The organism is Stappia sp., from assembly GCF_048261845.1.
Lineage (GTDB): Bacteria > Pseudomonadota > Alphaproteobacteria > Rhizobiales > Stappiaceae > Stappia.
Window position 1 is genome coordinate 31,316 of record NZ_JBLXFR010000019.1, and the last position, 23,984, is coordinate 55,299.

General features: G+C 65.9%; 20 protein-coding genes. 13 read left to right on the forward strand and 7 right to left on the reverse strand.

Annotated features, from left to right (window positions below; genetic code table 11):
* Positions 1–133: 133 nt before the first annotated feature.
* The 6 genes from ACN0T5_RS10090 to ileS all read left to right on the forward strand — a co-directional run bounded on the left by ACN0T5_RS10090 (position 134) and on the right by ileS (position 10,386).
* On the forward strand, positions 134–1,279 hold the full coding sequence (locus ACN0T5_RS10090) for a hypothetical protein (protein ID WP_417768502.1): 1,146 nt from the start codon (positions 134–136) through the stop codon (positions 1,277–1,279).
* 117 nt (positions 1,280–1,396) lie between these two features.
* Positions 1,397–2,827, forward strand: coding sequence for a mannose-1-phosphate guanylyltransferase/mannose-6-phosphate isomerase (locus ACN0T5_RS10095; protein ID WP_417768503.1), 1,431 nt, complete (start codon positions 1,397–1,399; stop codon positions 2,825–2,827).
* Positions 2,828–2,893: 66 nt separating this feature from the next.
* Positions 2,894–4,393 carry a phosphomannomutase/phosphoglucomutase gene (locus tag ACN0T5_RS10100; protein ID WP_417768504.1) on the forward strand — a complete coding sequence of 500 codons (1,500 nt, stop codon included), beginning with the start codon at positions 2,894–2,896 and terminating at the stop codon, positions 4,391–4,393.
* 69 nt (positions 4,394–4,462) lie between these two features.
* Positions 4,463–5,662 carry an AGE family epimerase/isomerase gene (locus tag ACN0T5_RS10105; protein WP_417768505.1) on the forward strand — a complete coding sequence of 400 codons (1,200 nt, stop codon included), beginning with the start codon at positions 4,463–4,465 and terminating at the stop codon, positions 5,660–5,662.
* 110 nt (positions 5,663–5,772) lie between these two features.
* Positions 5,773–7,086, forward strand: a complete 1,314-nt coding sequence (locus ACN0T5_RS10110; protein ID WP_417768506.1) for a nucleotide sugar dehydrogenase — start codon at positions 5,773–5,775, stop codon at positions 7,084–7,086.
* A 162-nt stretch (positions 7,087–7,248) separates the two neighbouring features.
* A complete protein-coding gene (gene ileS / locus ACN0T5_RS10115) occupies positions 7,249–10,386 on the forward strand; it encodes an isoleucine--tRNA ligase (protein WP_417768507.1) in 3,138 nt (1,045 codons plus the stop codon).
* Between the two features lie 91 nt (positions 10,387–10,477).
* Here ileS and iolG read toward each other — a convergent pair whose 3' ends face one another.
* The gene (gene iolG, locus ACN0T5_RS10120; RefSeq protein WP_417768508.1) at positions 10,478–11,476 is read right to left on the reverse strand and encodes an inositol 2-dehydrogenase; all 999 of its coding nucleotides are present in this window, start codon (positions 11,474–11,476) and stop codon (positions 10,478–10,480) included.
* 177 nt (positions 11,477–11,653) lie between these two features.
* Between iolG and ACN0T5_RS10125 the strand changes: the two genes are divergently transcribed.
* A complete protein-coding gene (locus ACN0T5_RS10125; RefSeq protein WP_417768509.1) occupies positions 11,654–12,781 on the forward strand; it encodes a Gfo/Idh/MocA family protein in 1,128 nt (375 codons plus the stop codon).
* 31 nt (positions 12,782–12,812) lie between these two features.
* On the opposite strand, the gene ACN0T5_RS10130 is transcribed toward ACN0T5_RS10125, so the two are convergent.
* Complete coding sequence (locus ACN0T5_RS10130; protein WP_417768510.1) at positions 12,813–13,694, reverse strand: LysR family transcriptional regulator; 882 nt, start codon at positions 13,692–13,694, stop codon at positions 12,813–12,815.
* A gap of 231 nt (positions 13,695–13,925) precedes the next feature.
* On the opposite strand from ACN0T5_RS10130, the gene ACN0T5_RS10135 reads away from it, so the two are divergent.
* Positions 13,926–15,425: a CoA-acylating methylmalonate-semialdehyde dehydrogenase gene (locus ACN0T5_RS10135; protein WP_417768511.1), complete on the forward strand. Its 1,500-nt coding sequence runs from the start codon at positions 13,926–13,928 to the stop codon at positions 15,423–15,425.
* A gap of 111 nt (positions 15,426–15,536) precedes the next feature.
* Here the strand turns inward: ACN0T5_RS10135 and ACN0T5_RS10140 are convergent, their stop codons facing one another.
* The gene (locus ACN0T5_RS10140; RefSeq protein ID WP_417768512.1) at positions 15,537–16,079 is read right to left on the reverse strand and encodes a carboxymuconolactone decarboxylase family protein; all 543 of its coding nucleotides are present in this window, start codon (positions 16,077–16,079) and stop codon (positions 15,537–15,539) included.
* Positions 16,080–16,256: 177 nt separating this feature from the next.
* Positions 16,257–17,192, reverse strand: a complete 936-nt coding sequence (locus ACN0T5_RS10145; RefSeq protein WP_417768513.1) for an AraC family transcriptional regulator — start codon at positions 17,190–17,192, stop codon at positions 16,257–16,259.
* Positions 17,193–17,365: 173 nt separating this feature from the next.
* Between ACN0T5_RS10145 and ACN0T5_RS10150 the strand changes: the two genes are divergently transcribed.
* Positions 17,366–17,755 carry a VOC family protein gene (locus ACN0T5_RS10150; RefSeq protein WP_417768514.1) on the forward strand — a complete coding sequence of 130 codons (390 nt, stop codon included), beginning with the start codon at positions 17,366–17,368 and terminating at the stop codon, positions 17,753–17,755.
* A gap of 64 nt (positions 17,756–17,819) precedes the next feature.
* Here ACN0T5_RS10150 and ACN0T5_RS10155 read toward each other — a convergent pair whose 3' ends face one another.
* Positions 17,820–18,485: a dihydrofolate reductase family protein gene (locus tag ACN0T5_RS10155; RefSeq protein ID WP_417768515.1), complete on the reverse strand. Its 666-nt coding sequence runs from the start codon at positions 18,483–18,485 to the stop codon at positions 17,820–17,822.
* A gap of 96 nt (positions 18,486–18,581) precedes the next feature.
* On the opposite strand from ACN0T5_RS10155, the gene ACN0T5_RS10160 reads away from it, so the two are divergent.
* From ACN0T5_RS10160 to ACN0T5_RS10170, 3 genes are all read left to right on the forward strand, one after another.
* On the forward strand, positions 18,582–19,091 hold the full coding sequence (locus ACN0T5_RS10160) for a winged helix-turn-helix transcriptional regulator (protein ID WP_417768516.1): 510 nt from the start codon (positions 18,582–18,584) through the stop codon (positions 19,089–19,091).
* Between the two features lie 216 nt (positions 19,092–19,307).
* Complete coding sequence (locus tag ACN0T5_RS10165) at positions 19,308–20,501, forward strand: acetyl-CoA C-acyltransferase family protein (RefSeq protein ID WP_417768517.1); 1,194 nt, start codon at positions 19,308–19,310, stop codon at positions 20,499–20,501.
* Between the two features lie 124 nt (positions 20,502–20,625).
* Positions 20,626–21,630: a ChaN family lipoprotein gene (locus tag ACN0T5_RS10170; RefSeq protein WP_417768518.1), complete on the forward strand. Its 1,005-nt coding sequence runs from the start codon at positions 20,626–20,628 to the stop codon at positions 21,628–21,630.
* 39 nt (positions 21,631–21,669) lie between these two features.
* Here the strand turns inward: ACN0T5_RS10170 and ACN0T5_RS10175 are convergent, their stop codons facing one another.
* Positions 21,670–22,032 carry a hypothetical protein gene (locus tag ACN0T5_RS10175; RefSeq protein WP_417768519.1) on the reverse strand — a complete coding sequence of 121 codons (363 nt, stop codon included), beginning with the start codon at positions 22,030–22,032 and terminating at the stop codon, positions 21,670–21,672.
* 402 nt (positions 22,033–22,434) lie between these two features.
* Here ACN0T5_RS10175 and ACN0T5_RS10180 point away from each other — a divergent pair, with 402 nt between their 5' ends.
* Entirely contained in the window at positions 22,435–23,565 is a 1,131-nt protein-coding gene (locus ACN0T5_RS10180) for a helix-turn-helix transcriptional regulator (RefSeq protein ID WP_417768520.1), read from the forward strand.
* A gap of 29 nt (positions 23,566–23,594) precedes the next feature.
* On the opposite strand, the gene ACN0T5_RS10185 is transcribed toward ACN0T5_RS10180, so the two are convergent.
* A complete protein-coding gene (locus tag ACN0T5_RS10185) occupies positions 23,595–23,966 on the reverse strand; it encodes a hypothetical protein (RefSeq protein ID WP_417768521.1) in 372 nt (123 codons plus the stop codon).
* Positions 23,967–23,984 lie beyond the last annotated feature (18 nt).

Here is a 23,984-nt window from a genome sequence, read left to right on the forward strand (position 1 = left end):
ATAGGGGAAACACGAGGCAATCGCGGTGTGGTCCTCAATGTTTGCTGCCGCCGGGCTGCGAGCCTCTCCTACTTGCCGCCAAAAACACTCACTGTCCCGAGCCGCTTGATCGGGCGAGGAGAATAGTCCCAGCATGCTCAGGAAAGCCGCCCTTCTCACCGCGTTCGATCATTTCACGGGGCGGCCCAAGACAGCCTATCCCACACGCTATCACTATGTGGAAATCTGCGCACGCGAACTGGCGGACGAGGGGCTCACGCTCGGCCGAATCGGCCAGCACGGCCTGTTGCTGACCCTTGGCGCTGTCACTGGCGGGAGCGACGCCGAGACGCGAAGCGAAGAGGGCGCGCGCGGCAATAGGGAAAGCAGCCATGGCGAGCATGGCCGGCGCGGCGGGGCCGACCGCCCCGGCCTTGCGATCGCCGTCCGCTACACGACCGCCCGCGATCTTCGGCTGCTTGAGGCTTTCAAAGAGCGGGGCGGGCGTATCGCCTATCTCCTCGACGACGACCTCTGGGCGATGGCCGCCGACACGCGGCTCGACCCGCGCTACAGATCGCGCATCGCCCGGTTCCTGGACGGTCATTTCAATGCCTTGCGCGATCTCGCCGACATTGCCGTTGCGCCCAACGCGCGCCTGCTCGAGCGGATGGCGCCATTGCCCGGCGCCTTCCTGCATCCGGCGGACCTGGCGCCGTCGGGCGATCTGTCCCACTTCGACGGTGGTGGAGGTGCGGAAGAGGAGACTCGCGTGCTTTTCATCGGCACGGCGACGCATCTCGCCGATTTCGCCGCCGTCGCTCCGGGTCTTGCCGAGGCGCTTGCCATCGAGCCGTCCCTGCGTCTCTCCACCTTCCTGGGGCGGGCGGGCGCGGCGGTTCTTCCCGCTTCGGCCCGTGTCACCCATCTCGCGCCGATGGTCCTCGACGAGTTCCAGCCCTGGCTCGATCGCGCCCGCTTTCACGTGGCGCTGGCTCCCTACGCGGTCAATCCGGTCAACAACGGCCGTTCGATCATCAAGCTGCACCAGCACGCCGTTGCCGGGGCCGCCGGGATCTACACGCCGACGGCCGTCTTCTCGCCGGTGGTCGAGGACGGCGTCAACGGCCTCATTGCCGAGCACGGACCGTTCGCCTTTCGCGACGCGGTGCTTCGGCTTGCCCGCGACAGGCAGGCCGCGCGCGCGATCGCCGAGGCCGGTATCGCCAACAGCCGCCGGCTGGGAGAACGCGGCTGCGTTGCCCGGTTCTGGGGACGGATCGCGCGCGGCGAGGCCTGATCCGGCGCTGTTTTGCAACGCCTGCCTTTCGGGTTAACCTCCTGTCAGTGCTGGGTTTGGCACAACACTGCACGGCATGCCTTTTCCTGGCCTGCTTCCGTCGACGAGAGAGCGCGCGTGATCATCCCCTGTATCCTGTCCGGCGGGTCCGGCTCGCGGCTTTGGCCGCTGTCGCGCTCGGCGCGGCCCAAGCAGTTCCTGCCGATCTTCGAGGGCGAGAGCCTGTTCCAGAAGACGCTCGGCCGGTTTCACGGCAGTGCCTACGCAGCCCCCATCGTCATTACCAATGCCGAGCACCGGTTTCTTGTCGGCGAGCAGATGGAGGAGGTCGGCGCGCCGCTTGCCGAGGCGACGATCGTGCTGGAGCCTGTCGGCCGCAACACCGCCGCTCCGGCCGCGATCGCAGCCCTTGTCGCGCAGGCGCGGGACAAGGATGCGCTTGTGCTGCTGGCCCCGTCCGACCATCTGGTGCGCGACGTTGCAGCGTTTTCCCGCGCCGTTGAACTTGCCGCGCCGGCCGCGCGCGCCGGACGGATCGTCACCTTCGGGATTCGCCCGTCCGAGCCGAACACGGGCTACGGCTATATCCGGCTGGCCGAAGGCGGCGTCGACGGCGAGGCTGGCGTCATCCCGGTGGAGGCGTTCGTCGAGAAGCCGGACCTTGAGCGCGCCCGCGCCTTCGTCGAGGGCGGTGCGCATGTGTGGAATGCAGGCATTTTCCTGTTCTCGGCTGCCACCATGATCGCCGAGTTCGAGCGTCATGCACCGGACGTGCTTGCCGCCGTGCGCGCGGCGCTTGGCGGCGCGGTCCGCGATCTCGATTTCCTCCGCCTCGATGCGGACCTGTTCGCGGCTGTCCCGAACATTTCCATCGACTACGCGATCATGGAGAAGTCCGACCGCATCGCCTGCGTGCCGACCGATCCGGGCTGGAGCGACCTGGGCTCCTGGTCGGCTGTCTGGGAAGCGCTGGACAAGGGAGAGGACGGAAACAGCGTCCTTGGCGAGGCGCGCTTCGTCAAGGCGCGGGACAATCTCGTGGTCAGCGATGCCGCGCTCGTCTCCGTCGTTGGCCTCGACCATGTCATGGTCGTCGCCACCAAGGATGCGGTGCTGGTCGCCGAGAAGGGGCATGCCCAGGACGTCAAGGCGGTTGTCGAAGGGCTGCAGGCGGAAGGCCGGCGCGAGACCCGCGAGCATCGCCGTCTCTACCGGCCCTGGGGCTGGCGCGAGGAGATTGCCAAGGGAACGCGCTTCCAGGTGCAGGAGATCGAGATCAAGCCGGGCGAGAGCATGTCGCTGCAAAGCCATGTCAATCGCGCCGAGCACTGGGTCGTCGTGTCGGGTACGCTGGCCATCGAGATCGACGGCACGACGCGGCTGATGACGGAGAACCAGTCGGCCTATGTGCCGGTGGGCGCGCGCCACCGGCTCGCCAATCCGGGCAGGGTCCCGGCCCGTGTCATCGAGATCCAGTCCGGCGCCTATATAGGGGATGACGATATCGTCCGCTATTCGGACAGCGCCGCCCCTGTTTCGCCGGATTGAATGACGAGTTTTTGAAAGATGTGCGGGAGCCCCGACACCCGCACGCCCAGACCTTGAGGACAATTCATGCTGCCAGTCCCCGTTGCCGAGCTGAAGCCGAACACCTACGCCTACGAATCCCAGCCGATGGTCAAGGCCACCGGGTTTCGCGAGTATGACGCGCGCTGGTTGTTTGAAAAAGAAATCAACCTGATGGGGATCCAGGCGCTCGGCATGGGCATCGCCACCTTGATGCATGAGCGCGGCACCCGGCCCGATATCGTCGTTGCCCACGATTTCCGGGGCTATTCGGCCTCGATCAAGATGGCGCTGATCGCCGGCCTGATGGCCGGCGGCGTCCGCGTCCACGACATCGGTCTTGCCCTGTCGCCGATGGCCTATTTCGCCCAGTTCGCCCTCGACGTGCCGGCGGTGGCCATGGTCACGGCCTCCCACAACGACAATGGCTGGACCGGTGTGAAGATGGGCATCGACCGTCCGCTGACCTTCGGGCCGGACGAGATGGGCCGGCTCAAGGAGATCGTCCTGACCGCCGCGTTCCGGGAAGGAACGGGGGGCGGCTACCGCTTCGTCGAGGGCTTCCCGGAGCGCTACATCGCCGATCTGACCGACCGGCCGAAGCTGTCGCGCCCGATCCGCGTCGTCGCCGCCTGCGGCAATGGCACGGCCGGTGCCTTCGCTCCGCGCGTGCTGGAAGCGATCGGCGCAGAGGTGATCCCGCTCGACTGCGAACTCGACCACACCTTCCCCAATTACAATCCGAATCCCGAGGACATGAAGATGCTTCATGCCCTGCGCGACAAGGTGCTGGAAACGGGCGCGGAGGTCGGCCTCGGTTTCGATGGCGACGGCGATCGCTGCGGCGTCGTCGACGATGAGGGCGAGGAGATCTTCGCCGACAAGGTCGGTGTCATGCTGGCCCGCGACCTGTCCGCCCTGCATCCCGGCGCCCGTTTTGTCGTCGACGTCAAGTCGACGGGGCTCTTCAACACCGATCCGGTGCTGCTCGGCAACGGCGCGGTCACCGAATACTGGAAGACCGGCCATTCCTACATGAAGCGCCGGGTCAACGAGATCGGCGCGCTGGTCGGTTTCGAGAAGTCGGGCCACTACTTCTTCAACGCGCCGATCGGCCGGGGCTATGACGACGGTCTCGTTTCGGCGCTTACCATCCTCGACATGCTCGACCGCAACCCGGACAAGAGCATGGCGGACCTGCGCCGTGCCCTGCCCAAGACCTGGGGCTCGCCGACCATGTCGCCGCATTGCGCGGACGAGATCAAATACGAGGTTGTCGAGCGCGTCATCGCCCGCTTCAAGGCGATGCACGAGAAAGGCGAGACGCTCGCCGGCCATCCCATCACCGATCTGGTGACCGTGAACGGCGTGCGCGTCTCCTGCGAGGACGGCACCTGGGGGCTTGTGCGGGCCTCCTCGAACAAGCCGGAACTTGTCGTCGTCATCGAGAGCCCGGTATCGGATGCCCGCCTGCGGGAGATGTTCAAGGCGGTCGACGCCATCCTGCGCGAAAACCCGGAAGTGGGCGCGTACAACCAGACCCTGTAGGGCCGACCAGCCGGCGCCGGCGTTTCGGCCGGCGTCGCGGTGCCGCGCGCACGAGGAGAGAGGCATCAGGTGACACCAACCTTGCAACCAGCCTCGCAGGGTCCGCATGCCGCGCTTGCGGCGGCCCGCGACCGGCTGGCCGGCTGGCTGATCGATGCGTCGCTGCCCGTGTGGGCGCGGGCCGGTGTCGATGCGCCCAGCGGGCGGTTCGCCGAAAGCCTTGCCCTCGGCACGGCCCGTCCGGGCGATGCCCCGGCGCGCCCGCGCGTGCCGCCCCGGCAGATCTATGCCTTTCTCGAAGGCGCGCGGCTCGGCTGGCAGGGCGATGCGGCCGGCATCGCCAGGCGCGGGCTTGCCGCCTTCCATGCCGATTTCCGTTGCGGCGACGCCACGCTCCGCCCGCCGTCACCGGATGGCGAAGGCGGGCCGCGTCCCTTCGATCTCTATGATCAGGCTTTCGCGCTCGTTGCCTATGCGCATGTGGCGGACCGCGTCGACGGCATGCGCCAGCGCCTCTCTCTGGAAGCCTCGCGCCTGCGCGACGGGCTTGTCGCCCGCCTTGCCCATCCCTCGGGCGGGTTCCAGGAGGATGAGCCGCATCGCCTGCCGCTCCGCGCCAACCCGCACATGCACCTTTTCGAGGCGGCGCTCGCCTGGGAACACGTGTCCGACGACCCGCGCTGGCGGGCCATGGCCGACGGCATCGCGGAACTGGCGCTCGCCCGTTTCATCGATCCCGGGACAGGGGCCTTGCGGGAATTCTTCGCCGCCGACTGGCGTCCGGCCCCGGGCGAGGAGGGGCGCATCGTCGAGCCCGGCCACCAGTTCGAATGGTGCTGGCTGCTCACCATGTGGGGGCGCTCCCGCAACCGCCCGGAGGGGCTGGCCGCCGCGTCCGGGCTTTTCACGGTCGCCGCGGGCCACGGCATCTGCCCGGACCGGGGCGTTGCGATCATGCAGCTGCGCGACGATTTCTCCCCGCTCGATCCGCTTGCCCGCCTCTGGGCCCAGACGGAATGGCTGAAGGCCGCGCTCGTGATGATGGAGGAGGCGCGCGACGACGAGACACGGCAGGCCCGTGCCGCCGACGCGCTGAAGGCGGTTGCCGCGCTGGAAGCCTATCTTGCCGTCGGTCCGCCGGGCCTGTGGCGCGACAAGCTGCGCGCGGACGGCACCTTCGTCGAGGAGCCGGCGCCGGCAAGCTCGCTCTATCACATCGTCTGCGCCATCTCCGAGCTTGACCGGGTGGTGCGCGACACCACGCCCTGAGACCGTGGCGGGGCCGTTTTCTCCCGCCTGTTTGCATCGCCCTTGCCGCCGCGCCCCGCCTGTGCGACACGGCAGGTTCCGACCCTGAACTTTCACCGATGGCAGCCGAAATGACCGCACCACAGGCACTCACCGACCTGCGCCAGCGCCTTGATGACCGCACCGCCGTGATCGGCGTCATCGGCCTTGGCTATGTCGGTCTTCCGCTCGCCCTGCGCTTTTCCGAACTCGGCCACCCGGTTGTCGGCTTCGATGTCGACACGGCCAAGATCGCCGAGCTCAATGCCGATCGCGGCTTTCGCCGCTATGTCGGCAAGACCCGCGAGGAGGTCCGCTTCGCCAGCGCCTTCGAGGCGACGGACGACTTTGCCCGCGCCGCCGGATGCGATGCGCTGATCATCTGCGTGCCGACGCCGCTCGGCCGGTTTCACGATCCCGATATCGGCTACATTCTCGATGCGGCGCGGCGCATCCGCCCGCATCTGCGCCCCGGTCAGGTGGTGGCGCTGGAATCGACCACCTATCCCGGCACCACCGAGGACGACATGCTGCCCGAGATGGCGCGCGACGACCTTGTCGTCGGCGAGGACGTCTTTGTCGTCTATTCGCCGGAGCGCGAGGACCCGGGCAATGCCAGCTTCGGCATCCGCCAGATCCCCAAGGTGGTGAGCGGCGTCACGGAAAACTGTCTTGCGGCGGCGATGGCGCTCTATGGCGGGGCGGTCGACACGCTTGTGCCGGTCGCCTCGACCCGCGTCGCGGAGATGACCAAGCTGCTGGAGAACATCCACCGGGCGGTCAATATCGGCCTCGTCAACGAGATGAAGACGCTGGCCGACCGCATGGGCATCGACATCTTCGACGTGATCCGCGCCGCCGCGACCAAGCCCTTCGGCTTCACCGCCTTTTACCCGGGGCCGGGCGTCGGGGGGCACTGCATCCCGGTCGATCCGTTCTACCTCACCTGGAAGGCGCGCGAATACGGGCTCCACACCCGCTTCATCGAGCTGGCCGGCGAGATCAACCGCTACATGCCGGACTTCATCGTCGAGAAGCTGATGGACGCGCTGAACGGACATCGCAAGGCGCTGAACGGGTCCCGCGTGCTCGTCCTCGGCGCCGCCTTCAAGAAGAACATCGACGACATTCGCGAGTCGCCGAGCCTGATGGTGATGGAGGGCATCGCCAAGCGCGGCGGGTTGCTCTCCTATGCCGATCCCTTCGTGCCCGCGCTGGTGCTGGAGGGCGGCACGCGCCTTGAAAGCGTCGTCGCCGACGAGGCGACCATTGCCGCACAGGACGCGGTCATCATCGCCACCGACCATGACGCCTTCGACTACCAGATGATCGCCCGTGCCGCGCCGCTGATCGTCGACACGCGCGGCCGCTATCCGGCAAGCGACCCGAAAGTGACCCGCGCCTGAGGGCAGGGGGCTCCGGGTGGACGGCCGGCAAGAGGGCGCCGGGCGCGGCTCTTGCGCTCCGGTGATTGTATTTTGCCCGCCGGTCGGCTAACCCACCGTTCGACCGGACGCGGTCGCATTCCTTGCCCGAACCGGGCGGACAAGAACAACGGGACATTCGTGATGTACGAAGCCATCGATCCAAATCCCAATTTCCCCAAGCTCGAGGAAGACATCCTCAAGTTCTGGGAAGAGAACCGGATTTTCGAGGCTTCGGTGGAGAACCGGCGCAAGGCGGACGGCTCGGGCGAATATGTCTTCTATGACGGCCCCCCCTTCGCCAACGGCCTGCCGCATTACGGGCATCTGGCCACCGGTTTCGTCAAGGACCTGATCCCGCGCTACCGCACCATGCGCGGCGACTGCGTCGTGCGCCGGTTCGGCTGGGATTGCCACGGCCTGCCGGCGGAACTGACGTCGGAGAAGGAACTCGGCATCTCGGGGCGCAACGAGATCCTCGAATACGGCATCGGCAAGTTCAACGAGCACTGCTCGGTCTCGGTCATGCGCTTCACCAACGAGTGGCGCTACTATGTCGAGCGGCAGGGCCGCTGGGTCGATTTCGAGAACGACTACAAGACCATGAACCTCTCCTTCATGGAGAGCGTGATCTGGGGCTTCAAGCAGCTCTGGAACAAGGATCTCGTCTATCGCGGCTACCGGGTCGTTCCCTATTCCTGGGCGGTGCAGACGCCGCTCTCCAACTTCGAGACGCGGCTCGACAATTCCTATCGCGAGCGCCAGGACCCGGCGCTCACCGTCGGCTTCCTGCTGAAGGGGGACCGCTTCGCCGACATGCCGACGCGGCTTCTGGCCTGGACGACGACGCCCTGGACACTGCCGTCGAACCTTGCGCTCGCCGTCTCGCCCGACCTTGACTACGCCGTGCTGGAAAAGGACGGCGTGCGCGTCGTGCTGGCGGAAGCCGCGCTTGAGCGCTACGAGCGCGAGTTCGGCGAGTGGACGAAGGTCGACAGCCTCAAGGGCTCCGCGCTTGCCGGCACCTCCTACGAGCCGCTCTTTCCCTACTTTGCCAGGACCGAGAACGCCTTTGCCGTGCTTGCCGCCGACTTCGTCGAGGCGGGCGACGGCACGGGCTGCGTCCATATCGCGCCGGGCTTCGGCGAGGACGATTTCGAGCTTGCCCGCGAACGCAACATCCCGCTCGTCGTGCCGGTCGACGAGGCCGGCAACTTCACTGCCGAGGTCGCGGATTATGCCGGGCAGAATGTCATCGAGGCCAACAAGGACATCATCCGCGACCTCAAGGCGCGCGGCCATGTCGTCTACCGCCACGAGACCTACCTGCACGACTATCCGCATTGCTGGCGCACCGACACGCCGCTGATCTACAAGGCGATCGACGCCTGGTACGTCGCGGTGTCGCAGTTCAAGGACCGCATGGTCGAGCTCAACCGCGAGATCGACTGGGTTCCCTCGCATGTGCGCGACGGCCAGTTCGGCAAGTGGCTGGAGAACGCCCGCGACTGGAACATCTCGCGCAACCGCTTCTGGGGCTGCCCGATCCCGGTCTGGATCAGCGACAACCCCGAATACCCGCGCACCGATGTCTACGGCTCCATCGAGGAGCTGGAGCGCGATTTCGGCGTCACGGTCGACAACCTGCACCGTCCGATGATCGACGAGCTGGTCCGCCCGAACCCGGACGACCCGACCGGCAAGTCGATGATGCGCCGCGTACCGGAAGTGCTCGACGTGTGGTTCGATTCCGGCTCGATGCCGTTTGCCCAGCAGCATTATCCGTTCGAGAACAAGGAGCATTTCGAGCGGAACTTCCCGGCCGATTTCATCGTCGAATATGTCGCCCAGACGCGCGGCTGGTTCTACACGCTGATGGTGCTTTCGACCGCGATCTTCGACCGCGCGCCCTTCCGCAACGCGGTCTGCCACGGCGTCGTGCTCGACGAGAACAAGCAGAAGCTCTCCAAGCGGCTGATGAACTATCCCGATCCCGTCGGCGTCTTCGACACCTACGGTGCCGACGCGCTGCGCTGGTACATGCTGTCCTCGCCGCTTCTGGTCGGCGGCGACCTTGCGGTTGCCAAGGACGGTCGCGGCATCGCCCAGTCGCTGCGCCAGGCGATCATCCCGATCTGGAGCGCCTATTACTTCTTCACGCTCTACGCCAATGCGGACCAGTACAAGGCACGCCTGCGCTTCGACCAGCAGAACCTGCTCGACCGCTACATTCTCGCCAAGACGCGCGAGCTGATCGAGAAGGTCGAGGGCTCGCTCGACGCCTATGACATTCCCTCGGCCTACAATCATGTGCCGGGCTATATCGACGCGCTCAACAACTGGTACATCCGCCGCTCGCGCGCCCGCTTCTGGGGCGAGGAACTGAACGACGACAAGCGTGACGCACTCGATACGCTCTACACGGTTCTGACCCATCTGATGCGCACCCTGGCGCCGATGATGCCCTTCGTCGCCGAGCGCATCTACAAGGGGCTGACCGGCGAGCTTTCCGTGCATCTGGCCGACTGGCCGGAGGCGGCGAAGCTGCCGCACGATCCCGATCTCGTCCGCCGCATGGACCTGCTCCGTGACGTCTGCGCCTCGGTCATGTCGCTGCGCGAGACCAAGCGCCTGCGCGCCCGCCTGCCGCTGAAGACGCTGACCGTCGCCCATGTCGATATCGAGGACCTGCGCCCCTACGCGCAGCTCATCGCCGACGAGGTCAACGTCAAGGACCTGGTGCTGGAGGCCGATCCGCTCTCGGTCGGCGAGCACAGCCTTGTCGTCAAGCCGCAGATCGGCAAGCGGCTGGGGCAGAAGATGAAGGAGGTGATGATCGCCTCCAAGACCGGCAACTGGACGCTGCGCCCCGACGGCATCGTCGAGCTTGCCGGCGTCGAGCTGACGTCCGAGGACTACACGATGCGCGTGATGGCGCCGGAAGGCTCTGACACGGGGCTCTTCGATGCCAGCCGCGGCGTCGTCGTCATGGATACCCGCGTCTATCCGGAACTGGAGCGCGAGGGATACGCCCGCGACATCGTCCGCCTCATCCAGCAGACGCGCAAGGATGGCGGGCTACAGGTGACCGACCGCATCCGCCTCAACCTCGTGGTGCCGGACGCGCTCGTCCAGGCGGTGGAGGAGCATCGCACCCGCATCGCCCAGGACACGCTGGCGCTGGAGCTTTCCATCGGAGGGACGCTGGACGGCGCCTTCCGTGCCACGCACGAGGTGGGCGGCGCCGAGGTCTCCATCGAGGTCGCGCGCATCGAGGGCTGACGCCTTCGGCCCTGCGGTGGTATCGGGACATGAAAAAGGGCGGAGAACCGGAAGGTCCTCCGCCCTTTGTCTTTGGAACATCGCGTTGGCGTCAGAGCCGGATCGGCTGCCCGCTTTGCGCCGCCAGCGTTGCGGCATCCGCCAGACGCTGCGCCATCAGCCCGTCGCGGCCGTCGGGCGAGGGGGCAGCCTCGCCGCGCGCGCAGGCGACAAAGGCGTCGAGCTGCAGGCGGTAGGCGCGGGCATAGCGTTCCAGGAAGAAGTTCTGGGCCGGGTCGGCGGTGAAGCCCGCGCCCGTCGCCAGTTCCACCGTCGTCTCGTGCTGGTTGCCCGCCCGCAGCAGGCCGAGCGAGCCATGCACCTCGATCCGCTGGTCGTAGCCATAGGTGGCGCGGCGCGAGTTGGAGATCTGGCAGATCCTGCCGCTCGCCGTCTTCAGCATCACCGCGGCCGTGTCGACATCGCCGGCCTTGCCGATTTCCGGATTGACGAGGCTGGAGCCGACCGCATGCACTTCCACCGGCTCCTCGCCGAGGAGGAAACGCGCCATGTCGAAATCGTGGATCATCATGTCGCGGAAGAGGCCGCCCGAGCGCTCGATATAGGAGACCGGCGGCGGGGAGGGGTCGCGCGACAGGATCGTGACAAGCTCGACATCGCCGATGCGTCCCTCGTCGATACGCGCCTTGAGCGAGGCGAAATTCGGATCGAAGCGGCGGTTGAAGCCGATGAAAAGCGGCACGCCGGCCGTCTCGACGACATCCAGAACGCCCTCGATGCGGTCGGCCGACATGTCGACCGGCTTCTCGCAGAACACGGCCTTGCCGGCCCGCGCCGCACGCTCGATGAAGTCCGAATGGGTGTCCGTCGGCGAGGCGACCAGCACGGCGTTGGAGCTGCGGCCCTCCAGCGCCTCGTCCAGGGAGACGACCGGGGCGCCGAGCCGTCCGGCCAGCCGCTCGGCCGCTTCCGGCATGGCATCGCAAATGCCGGCCAGTCGCACGTCGCCGGTTTCCGCCGCCCGCGCGGCGAGGTTGGCGGCGTGGATCTGGCCAATCCGTCCCGCACCGATCACTGTGACTGAAAGCAAGGTCGGGTTCCTTTTTGAGAATGTCTGTTCCACATTGACGAAATCATAGAATTTGCGTTTCATTCACGCAAGGCCGAACCCGGGCGGCAAGCGCCCGCACCGGGTGATTATACACCGATGCGTACATCTCGCGTGCCGGGGTTTTCTCCCCCGGTCCCGCCTTCAAGGACACGTTTCATGACCTCCACCCCTTCCTCCCTGGGCGTCGGCCTCATCGGCACCGGTTACATGGGCAAGTGCCATGCGCTGGCCTGGAACGCCGTGCGGTCCGTCTTCGGCGATGTCGCGCGGCCGCGCCTGGAGCTTCTTTGCGAGGTCAGCGAGGATCTTGCCCGCGAGCGCGCCTCGGGCTTCGGCTTTGCCCGGGCCACCGCCGACTGGCGGGCGCTTGTCGGGGACCCGGCGGTGGATGTCGTGTCGATCACCACGCCGAACCGGTTCCACCCCGAAATGGCGATCGCGGCGCTTCGGGCCGGAAAGCATGTGTGGTGCGAAAAGCCGATGGCGCCGGACTTCAAGGATGCGCAAGCCATGCGCGAGGCGGCGCGCGCCAGTGGCCGGGTCGCCATCCTCGGCTACAATTACATCCAGAACCCCGTCTTCCGCGAGATCGGCAGGATGATCGCGGACGGCGCCATTGGCGAGCCGTTCCAGCTTCGTGCCGAGATGGACGAGGACTTCATGGCCGATCCCGGCGACCCCTTCTCCTGGAAGAGCGCCGCGACATCGGGCTATGGCGCGCTCGACGATTTCGCCGTCCATCCGTTGTCGCTGGTTCACCGGCTTTTCGGCAAGGCCGAGCGTGTCTTCTGCGACATGGCGAAGCCCTATCCCGACCGTCCGCTGGCGGAGGGCGGCCGCCGCGCTGTCGAGACCCACGACATGGCCAACCTCCTGTTGCGCTTTCCCGGCGGGCTTCAGGCAAGCCTCCTGGTCAACCGTTCCGCATGGGGGCGCAAGAGCCGCATCGCGTTGCAGGTCTTCGGTTCGAAAGGCTCCATCCTCTACGACCAGGAACGGATGAACGAGGTCGAGCTCTATCGGGCGGACGGTCCGGCGGCGCGCCAGGGCTACACCCGCATTCTCGCCGGGCCCGCCCATCCGCCCTATGACCGTTTCATTCCCGCGCCCGGCCACGGTCTCGGCTTCAACGACCTCAAGGTTGTGGAATGCCGCGAACTCCTGCGCCTTGTCGCCGGCGAGCCGGCCACCGCGATCACCTTCGAGGAGGGGCTCGAGATCGAGCGCACCGTGCATGCGGCGGCGCGGTCGCACGAGACAGGCGGCTGGGTCCCGGTCGACTGAGCCTCGCGCCGAACGGGGCCGGCAAGGGCGGTCAGGCGAAGATCGCCCGTTCGCCGGCCACGGTTTCCGAGATGAAATCGGCGACGACCCGCACCCGGCCGAGGTCGCGGACGCTTTCATGTAGCACCAGCCAGTAGCTGCGCGCGATGGTGTGCTCGGGCAGCACCTGCACCAGATTGCGGTCCTGGCGGGCAATGAAGGCATGCAGGATGCCGATGCCGGCGCCCGAGCGCACGGCCTCGGTCTGCCCCAGCGCCGAAGCGATCTCGAAACGCGGCTGGAACGCCCGGTCGATCTCCTCCGCATAGGCAAGCGCGGTGGAATAGACGAGGTCTTCCACATAGCCGACAGTGGCGTGGTCCTTCAGGTCCTGCGCGGTCTCCGGCATGCCGGCACGGGCGAGATAGGTCCGCGAGGCATAAAGGCCGAGACGGTAGTCGACGAGCCTGCGCGCCACCAGCCGGCCATGGTCCGGCCGTTCCACGGTGATGGCGATGTCGGCCTCGCGCCGCGACAGCGACACCGCGCGCGGCGCCGGCACGAGTTGCAGCGTCAGCGAAGGGTGGCGCTCGGTCAGCACACCCAGCCGCGGCGCCAGATAGGCGACGCCGAAACCGTCCGGCGCGCCGATCCGGACCGTGCCGGAAACGGCGACATCCGCGCCGCCGATCTCCGCCCGCGCCGCCAGCACTTCGGCCTCGATCCGCTCCGCCGTTTCCAGCAGCCGTTCGCCGGCGGCCGTGAGTGTCGAGCCGGTCGTGCGCCGGTCGACCAGCTTGACGCCGAGATCGGTCTCCAGCGCCGACAGCCGGCGCGCGACGGTGGCGTGGTTGACGCCAAGCGCCCGCGCCGCCGAAAGCAGTTGCCCGGAACGGGCCACCGCGAGGAAAATCCGTGTATCGTCCCAGTTCATCAGTGGCCTGTCTTCGGTTCGCGCGGTTGGCCTTCATCCTATACGACTTCTATTTTTGCACAACGGATGCGGTTTTGCGCCTATTGCGCCTGACAAAAAACGAAGGCAAGACAGGGGCGAAGGTTTTATCGGATCCGCGCCGGCGCGCCCGGCGGGGAGCTTTTTGCCGGCCCGGCCGGCCACAAGACTGCCTCGGACCGGTTTTCCGGCCGAACAAGGGAGAAAACGACCATGCAGACCATCGGACATTTCATTGGCGGCAAGCACGTGGAGGGCACGTCCGGCCGCTTCGCAGACGTCTACAATCCGGCGACCGGCGAAGTTCAGGCCAAGGTCGCACTGGCGAGCCAGTCCGAACTGCGTGCCGCCGTCGAGAATGGTGCCGCAGCCCAGCCCGCATGGGCGGCCCAGAACCCGCAGAAGCGCGCCCGCGTCCTGATGAAGTTCGTCGATCTTCTGCACCGTGACATGGACAAGCTCGCCGAGGCCCTGTCGCGCGAGCACGGCAAGACCATTCCGGACGCCAAGGGCGACGTCATTCGCGGCCTCGAGGTCGCTGAATTCTGCATCGGTGCGCCGCACCTTCTGAAGGGCGAGTTCACCGAAGGCGCCGGCCCCGGCATCGACATGTACTCGATGCGCCAGCCGCTCGGCGTCGTTGCCGGCATCACGCCGTTCAACTTCCCGGCCATGATCCCGATGTGGAAGTTCTGCCCGGCGATCGCCGCCGGCAACGCCTTCATCCTGAAGCCGTCCGAGCGCGATCCCTCCGTGCCGATGATGCTCGCCGAGCTGATGATCGAGGCGGGCCTGCCGGCCGGCATCCTCAATGTCGTCAATGGCGACAAGGAAGCCGTCGACGGCGTTCTCGACGATCCGGACATCATGGCGGTCGGCTTCGTCGGCTCCACCGCGATTGCCGAATACGTCTATACGCGTGCCACCGCCAACGGAAAGCGCGCGCAGTGCTTCGGCGGCGCCAAGAACCACATGATCATCATGCCGGATGCCGACATGGACCAGGCCGCCGACGCGCTGATCGGTGCCGGCTATGGTGCCGCCGGCGAGCGCTGCATGGCGATCTCGGTTGCGGTTCCGGTTGGCGAGGCTGCCGCCAACGCGCTGATGGAGCGCTTGATCCCGCGCGTCGAGAGCCTGAAGATCGGGCCTTACACGGCCGGCAATGACGTCGACTTCGGCCCGCTCGTCACGGCCCAGGCCCGCGACCGCGTGCTCGGTCTCGTCGAGCAGGGCGTCAAGGACGGCGCGACGCTCGCCGTCGACGGCCGCGACTTCACCATGCAGGGCTACGAGAACGGCTACTTCATGGGCGGTTGCCTGTTCGACAATGTCACCAAGGACATGTCGATCTACAAGGAAGAGATCTTCGGCCCGGTCCTCTCGGTCGTGCGCGCCAAGGACTATGACGAGGCGCTCGACCTGCCGATGAGCCACGAATACGGCAACGGCACGGCGATCTTCACCCGCGACGGCGACACGGCCCGCGACTTCGCCAGCCGCATCAACATCGGCATGGTCGGCATCAACGTGCCGATCCCGGTGCCGCTCGCCTATCACACGTTCGGCGGCTGGAAGCGCTCCGGCTTCGGCGATCTCAACCAGCACGGCCCGGACGCGTTCCGCTTCTACACGCGGACCAAGACGGTCACCTCGCGCTGGCCGTCGGGCCTGAAGGACGGCGCCGAGTTCGTCATTCCGACCATGAAGTAGGTTGGGTACAGGGTCACGCCGAAGGGCGTTGATCCCTGCCTTTGAACCTGAAAGCCCGCCCCGGTACCTCCGGGGCGGGCTTTTTCGTGTCCGGATCGGATGCGGTTCCGTTCAGGCGGCGCGGGCGCGGCGGGCAGGGAAGTCGATCTCCGTACCGGCGACATGGTTCAGGTAGTTGGTCAGGATGTTGGCGACCACGTTGGCCGTCGTTTCGATGATGTCGCCGTCGTCCAGACCGGCGCGGCGGGCCTGGTCGATGTCGGCGTCCGACACCAGGCCGCGCGTCTCGACGATGGCCAGCGACAGTCGCAGGATGGCGGCGAGCCGGGGTTGGTCGGCGCGTCCGGCCAGATGCGCGTCGATGGTCGCATCGTCAACCTTCAGGCTGCGCGAGATCGCGCCGTGAGCCGAGGTGCAGTAGTCGCAGGAATTGGCGCCGGCAACCGCCAGCGCAATCGCCTCGCGGGTCTTTGTGTCGAAACTCCCCCCACTGAGCGTCTCGCCAAGGCCGAGCATCGCCTCCAGCACCGCCGGCCGCTTCCCGGCAGTGCGGTAAAGGTTCGGGACCATGCCGAGCTTCGACCTGATTGCGCCGAACAGTTCGGCGGTGCGGCCCGAGGCCTCGGTATCGGTGAGATGCGTAATGCGTGCCATGTTCTGTCTCCTTCGTTGGTTCGTTCGGGAACCGGGCGCCTCCGTGGCGCCGATGAAGGGAAGATGGGAGTGTCTCCGCGTTTCATCTATTTCAGATGCATCGAAAAATCTTGCAGATCGTTCGGTTCCGATCACGAAAAACGGATGATCTGAGAGGTTTGTGTGAACCGGCCTTTGTCAGCGCGCGGTTCGAAAGCTCGCCGGAGAGACACCGACTTCCTTCTTGAAGACGCGGGAGAAGGCGGAGTCTGAAGCATAGCCGGCCAGCGCGGCGGCCTCGGAGACGTTCAGCTTGCGCTCGGCCAGCCCCTGGCGGGCGATCTGCATCCGCCAGTCGGTCACGTATTGCATGGGCGTCACGCCCATCTTGCGCGCGAAATGCTGGGCGAAGCTGGTGCGCGACAGTCCCGCGGCGCGCGCCAGGCTTTCCACGCTCCAGCTGCCGGCCGGATCGCGGTGGAAGGCCGTCAGCGCCCGGGAGATCTGCGGATCGGCGAAGCCGGCGAGGTTGTGGCCGTCGTCGGCCTGCCGTTCCAGCCAGGTGCGGATGGCCTGCGCGAAGATCGCCTCCGACATCTTCAGCGCGATCAGGTCGCCGCCGAGCCGGGTCGATCCCGCCTCGCCGCCGATCACCCGCAGCGTCGCCTCCATCCACGCGCCGCTTTCCGCCCCGTAGTCCCTGACATGGATGCAGGAGGGCAGCCGGTCGAAGATCAGGTGCCGGGAGCCTTCGGCGAAGGAGAAATGGCCGCAGATCATCTGAGTGCTGCGCGTGGTGTCGTCGCCGCCATGGACCAGAACGCCTTCGCCGCGATAGCCGGTTTTCTCGAAAACCTCGTCCAGCGGCAGGGTCTCGGCCGGGCCGGTGTGCTGGCAGTAGAGGGCATGGGCCGCGCCATGCGGGATGAGCACCAGGTCGCCCTGCGCCACCAGGACGGTCTCGCCGGTTGCCTGGATCCGCAGCATGCAGTCGCCCCGGTGGGCGAAGTGGAAGCGGCAGACATTGTCGAGTTGCGGCACCTGCACGCCCCAGGGCGGGGTGAAGCTGGTGCGGAAATAAAGCGTCCCCTTGAGGGAGAGACGGGTGAGGATGTCGCTGAGCAGGTCGAGCATGGCCGCATTCTAGCGCATCCTGTCAGGTCGTCCATGATCCCGAACGATCTGAGATATTTTGCGAACGTTCTGGAATTCACGGTCCGCTCGTCGCGTGTCTTTCTGTCGCCGATGCCGGCGGGGAGCGGACGTTCCGCCTTTGTGGCTGGCGTCGGATACGCAAGGAGATTGCAATGCCTGTTATCGATCATGTCAGCGTCGGCGTGCCGGATATTGCCGCCGGCCGCCGCTTCTACGATCCGCTGATGGCGGCCGTGGGTGCCCGCTGCCTCGCCGATGGCGAGGGGTTTGCCGCCTATGGCGACGCCCGTGTGGAGTTCCTTTTGCTGAAGCCGTTCGACGGCGGCACGCCCACGGGCGGCAACGGCACCCATGTGGCGCTGGCAGCGCCCTCGCGCGAGGCGGTGGATGCCGGCTGGCAGGCAGCGCTTGCGGCCGGAGGCACGGACGAGGGCGCGCCGGGGCCGCGTGCGGCCTATCCGGTTCCCGACGTCTATACCGGCTATGTCCGGGACCCCTTCGGCAACAAGCTCGAGGTCATTCACAAGGGCTTTTCCGCCTGACCGTCTCCGCTCTGACGGCACCGCTGCGAACGTTGCCTGACGCCCGGAGCGGTGCCGCGCCGTCTTACGACTGATCGCGCGACAGGACGTAATGCGTCACCCTTGGCGAGACCGTCCGCTCGACCCAGGTCAGGCCGCAGGCCCGCAGGTCGATGCCGGCAAGCAGGTTCTCGCCCTTGCCCATCACGATCGGGCTCACGGCGAGATGCATCTCGTCGACGAGGCCGGCCTCGAGATACTGCCGGATCGTGTTGACACCACCGCCGATGCGGAGGTCCCGCTCTCCTGCGGCAGCCTTGGCCCGCTTCAGCGCGGCATGGATGCCGTCGGTCACAAAGTGGAAGGTGGTGCCGCCTTCCATCTCGATGGGCGCGCGCGCGTGATGGGTGAGCACGAAGACATCCGTGTGGTAGGGGGGATTGTCGCCCCACCAGCCCTTCCAGGTGTCGTCCGGCCATTCGCCCCGGACCGGCCCGAACATGTTGCGACCGATGATCCAGGCGCCGAAGCCGGTCAGGCTGCGCTCGATGAAATCATTGTCGATGCCGGTCTCGCCCCTGTTCGCGCTGCCGGTCTCGCCAAGCACCCGCTCCCGGAACGAGCGGGTCGCGAAAGCCCAGTCGTGAAGGGCAATTCCGCCGATGCCGCCGGGATTTTCAAGGTCCTGGCCCGGGCCGGCGCCGAAACCGTCCATGGACAGGCTGATACAGGATACGCGGGTCTTGGCCATGGTCGGGCTCCGTATTTCCGATTGCAGATTGAAACCGGTTGTTGTGTTGCATAGCCGATCCTATGTTGCAACCGGTTTTGTTCGGGAGGTGAAGACTTGCAGATCGAGCGGCGATCCGGATGCCCCATCAACCTGACGATGGAAGTGCTGGGCGACAGGTGGAGCCTTGTGGTCGTTCGCGACATGATGTTTGGCAACCGGCGGCATTTCCGCGACCTTCTGACCGGCTCGAAGGAGAGGATCGCCTCCAATATTCTGGCCGCCCGGCTGAAGCGGCTCGTTGCGCTCGGCCTGGTGAGCAAGACTGACGATCCAAGCCATGCCCAGAAGGCGATCTACAGCCTCACCGAGCCGGCAATCCGGCTGGTTCCGGTTCTTGCCGCGATCGGAGCCTGGGGGTGCGAGCATCTCCCCGTCAGCGAGGAGCTGAGCATTCGCGCGCGGCTGCTGGAAGAGGGCGGGCAGCCGATGTGGGAGGCTTTCATGCAGGAACTGCGCGTGACGCATGTCCAGGACCCGGTCGGAGGCGCGCAGGGCGCGCATGCGTCCGCCGTGCTGGCGCGCCTGACCGCCGCCTATGAGGACGTGCGCCAAAGGCAGGCATAGGCGTGCGACCGGGGGGGCAGCGGGTCAGGTCCGGAGCCACGATCAAGTTGTCGCCGAGGTGTCCTTGCGTAACCCTGAGGCGACCAACATTGCCGGGATTGTTGGCGCATGAAGAAAATTGCGAAAATCTGAAATTTTCTTTGCCACCTGCAGGAACCCGCAATACGGTTCCCGCCGGTTTCCTGTACTACAGCTTGATGGGCAAAAGGGGTTTTCATGACGCAGCGCGAGGTCGTTTTCCTGTCGGGTGTCCGCACGGCCATCGGGGCCTTCGGAGGGGCGTTGAAGTCCGTTCCCCCGACGGAACTGGGCGCAAAGGTCGCCGCCGAGGCGGTCCGCCGTTCCGGGATTGACGCACAGGAAGTCGGGCATGTCGTCTTCGGCCACGTGATCAACACCGAACCCAAGGACATGTATCTTGCCCGCGTCGCGGCGGTGGAGGCGGGCATTCCGGTGGAGACGCCGGCCCTGACGCTGAACCGCCTGTGCGGCTCCGGCGCCCAGGCGATTGTCAGCGCGGCCCAGTCGATCCTGCTTGGCGATGCCGATTACGCCCTTGCCGGCGGTGCGGAATCCATGAGCCGGGCTCCCTTTGCCAGCCCCGGCGCGCGCTTCGGCGTCAAGATGGGCGACGCGGTCATGCATGACATGATGCTCGGCGCGCTCAACGATCCCTTCGGCGGCGGCCACATGGGCATCACGGCGGAGAATGTCGCCGAGCGTCACAACATCAGCCGCGAGGCGCAGGACTCGCTCGCCGTCGACAGCCAGCACCGGGCAGGCCTTGCGATCCGTGACGGGCGTTTTGTCGAGCAGATCCTGCCGATCGAGGTGCAGGCCGGACGGAACGTCAGCGTTTTCGACACCGACGAGCATGTTCGTGCCGATACGTCGATCTCGGCGCTGAGCGGTCTGAAGCCCGTCTTCCGCAAGGACGGTTCGGTCACCGCCGGAAACTCCTCCGGCATCAATGACGGCGCCGCCGCCGTCGTGCTCGCCGACCGGGCGCTGGCCGAAGCGCGGGGCCTCAAGCCGATGGCCCGCCTCGTCGGTTATGCTCATGCCGGTGTCGCGCCCGACGTGATGGGCATCGGTCCGATCCCGGCCGTGCAGAAGCTGTTCGAGCGCACCGGATTGACGGCAGCGGATTTCGATGTGATTGAATCCAACGAGGCCTTCGCCGCGCAGGCCTGCGCGGTGATGCGGGAACTGGGCTTCCCGTCCAACAGGGTGAACCCGAATGGCGGCGCCATCGCTCTCGGTCATCCGGTGGGCGCCACCGGCTGCATCATCACCGTCAAGGCGCTCTATGAACTCGAGCGCACCGGCGGCCGCTACGGCTTGGTCACGATGTGCATCGGCGGCGGGCAGGGCATCGCCCTGGCGATCGAGAACCTCAACGCGGTCTGACACCGACCCTTCCGGACCGGATCGTCATGGTGGCGGGGCGTGATGGACCAGCGCCATGACGGGCAAGGGCCGGACGCGACGGGTTCGGCCTTTTTCGTGTCGGGCCAGCAGGGAGTGATGCCGCATGTTTCGCAGCGCAGGTCTTCTCGCGGCAGCCCTTTGCACCTGTCTCCTCGCAGGTGTCCTGACCGGCAGCACCTCCTTGCGTGCCTCCGGAGCGGCGAGCGTCGAGGGGGAGGCGGCAGGCCGGCATCCGCTCGACGAGCGGGTCTGGTCCGTCGCCGACGGCGCTTTTGTCGATCCGGACGCGGTTCGTGCGGCAATTGCCGCCGCCCGTTTCGCGCTTCTTGGCGAAATTCACGACAATCCCCGTCACCACACGTTGCAGGCGCATTTGCTCGCGGCATCCGTCGCGGCCGGGCGCGCACCGGCCGTGGTGCTGGAGATGCTGCCTCGCGACCTGCAGCCGCGTGTCGACGCCTATCTGGGCGGTGCAGGGGCAACGGCGGACGGGTTCGGTGCGGCGCTCGGCTGGCGTGATCTCGGCTGGCCCGACTATGCGATCTACCGGCCGATCCTCGATGTGGCGCTCGCCGCATCGCTGCCGGTTGTCGCCGGAGACACGCCAAGGGACGAGCGGCGAGGCGTTGCGCGCGGCGGGGTCGGCGTTCTCGGCAAGGCCCGCCGTAAGGCGCTGCAACTCGACGAACCGCTCGGCGAGACGGCGGACACCGGCCTGCTCGACACGCTGTTCGAAGGGCATTGCGGAATGATGCCGCGTGCGGGGCTGATGCCGCTGGTCGGCGTCCAGCGACTACGCGATGCAACGCTTGCGGACGCGATGGTCTCGGCCGTTGAAAATGGCGCGGACGGCGCGGTCCTGATCGCCGGAGCCGGTCATGCACGAACCGATTTCGGCGTGCCGCGCTACCTGCGCTGGCGGCAACCCGATGCCACCGTCGTTGCGGTTGCCCTGGTCGAGGTGGCCGAGGGCGAGAGCGATCCGGCGACTTATGTCGGCGGGACAGCCGGGGTGCCCGCGCCCTACGATTATCTCTGGTTCACCGCGCGCAAGGATCGCACGAACCCTTGCGCGGAGCTGGAAAAGAGGTTCGAGAACGCCCGATAAGGCGTGTCCCGCGTCAGCCCGCCGGTGTGCCCGCCCGCCTCAAGAGGCCTTCGGGCGCTTCCGGTAGTCTCCGCTCGCCCGCTTGGCCGTGTAGCACTGTTTCACCTTCTCCTTCGCCTCGGCCAGTTCCTGCTCGGGCGTTGCGCCGCCGGCTGCGGGGGTCTCGCTCGGGCGCAGCTCTTCCCTGGTGAAGATCAACTCGTCGAACGGCACCGGGTTGGACGGATCGACAGTGCCGGTCGTCGTCTTGACGGAGAACAGGAAGCGGTTGTCGGTGACTTCCGAGGAGCACTGGCTCAGAATGAGAAACTCGCCGGGAATGGTGTCATACGCGTTGGTGGAGCGGCAGGCGCCTGCAAGAAGCGCGAGGCCGACGACAAGAAGGGGCAGGGAACGCGTCATGGGCAAGAGCATCTCCGGACTGTTGAACTTCGGATCGAACCGCAATCCAGAGTAGTTTTCGGTTGCGCGCCTGTCATCTTGCAATTGGCCGATATCCAGCGCTTTTCAGCTCCGGACCTCAGGTGAGAGGGCCGCGATTTGCCGTCCGGCGTCACGTGCTCCGCCGCCAGCCTGGCACCCGTGCTGCCATGGTCCTCGTCGATATCGCTTGCGACGAGGCCGATGTCGCATATGTCCCGTTCGGTTGATCTCGGTTGCCTCCAGCGCAAGTGACGTCGACGGGGAAGGGGAACAGTATTTGTGTCGCGAGCTCGTCACAACCTGTTCTTGACAGGAGTAACTTCTGATTGCAATTCTTGGTCGTTATCTCTGTTTCGATTTCCTCGTGAGTGGTCGGTGCTCATGTCAAATGCTATAGACATTGATATGACAAGAAGAGAACTCGCGGACGCGATCGAGGATGCCGCGTACGGCATTCGCTCGTGGGACGAGGTAACAAGAATTTACACGGATGTTTTTGCTGGAAGCTTCGCTGCCATCATCACGCATGATCTTGGTGAGAACAGGGCGTTTAACGTGGTTCATGCCGGCCTGGACCGGTCCTACATGAAGAGTTATGCGGACTATTATTCTGGGATAAACCCTTGGAACCCGCACTGGCTCCACATGCAGACGGGTGCTTGTCATGTCTGTAATAATACTTTCCCGACATCAACGATAGAACATACTGAATTCTATCAAGACTGGTTGCGATGCGCCGGGGATTTCGACAGTGCCGTCGGGCTGAAAGCGGGATCGACCGACGGCGAACTCGTGCATCTCGCCGTCCACTACCCGAACAGCCTTTCGGGGCAGTATGACCGGCAGGTCTATGAGGTCACGCGGCACTTGGGTCCGGTCGTCTCAAGGGCCCTCCGTAGCGCGCGTCTTCAGGTCCGGACCATGCAGAACCTGTCCATGTCGAGTGCCCTTTCGGCATGCGGGTCGGAGCCGTCTTTTGTGGTCAATGCCGACTGCCGGGTGATGGATGCGAATACAGCCGGCCAAGACCTGTTGCGTGACGGAGAATTTCTCTTTTGTTTCAAGGGGATGATCGGCATTCGGGAAAGCGGTGCCTGCGCGAGGATGCGGCGGGATGTGAAGCGTCTGGCGAGATCTCCCGCTGTCGATGTCGAGCGCTCCTGCGTTGTCGGGTCCGGCGGAGCCTGGGCCGTGAGTTACACGCGCCTGCCCGGTTCTGATAGCGCGGTGCCGATCCTGTTCGACCGACTGGTGCTTGTCCGTTTCAGGAAAATGACCGCGGTGGCGCATTCTGCAGGTCTCGGCGGTCTGGCGTCCGCCTACGGTTTGACGGGAGCGGAGCAACGGCTTTGCGAGAAGCTGTCCCTCGGGCTGACCGTGTCCTTGGCGGCCGAGGAGTTGTCGTGGACCTACGAAACCGGCCGGTCGACACTCAAGCAGATCTTCGCAAAAATGAATGTCGGGCGTCAGTCAGAACTGGTTCGACTGCTCGATCGCTGGCTGACGCCCTGAAGTTTTAATGAAACGCCTGAAGTATTCGGTTATTTCTGCAAGATGGAAGAACCCATCCGGTATTTCCCGCCGCCCAAACTCGTGACGTCCTGGCAGGCTTTCTTGCCTTTTCGTATCTTCTTGAACTGATTGCAGATCTTGTTTCCCTCAAACCACCATTTGCCGGTGTCTTCCGTCATGCCCTTGATGCCCTTGAGATCGAAAATCTTCTGGACGCCGTCGTTGGTGAACACGGCTTTGCCGCCGACCGAAGGGTTCTTTTCCCCGTGCCAGGTGATCGTCTTGCCGACGAGTTCCTGTTTGAACTCGTCCGCGCCGAGGCCGGCGGCGGTCGCGGTTGCCGACCCGGCCAACAAGGCGGCGCAGAATACGGCGGCCGCAAAAATTCCCGAATGCTTCATTTGTCAACCTCCCGTCTA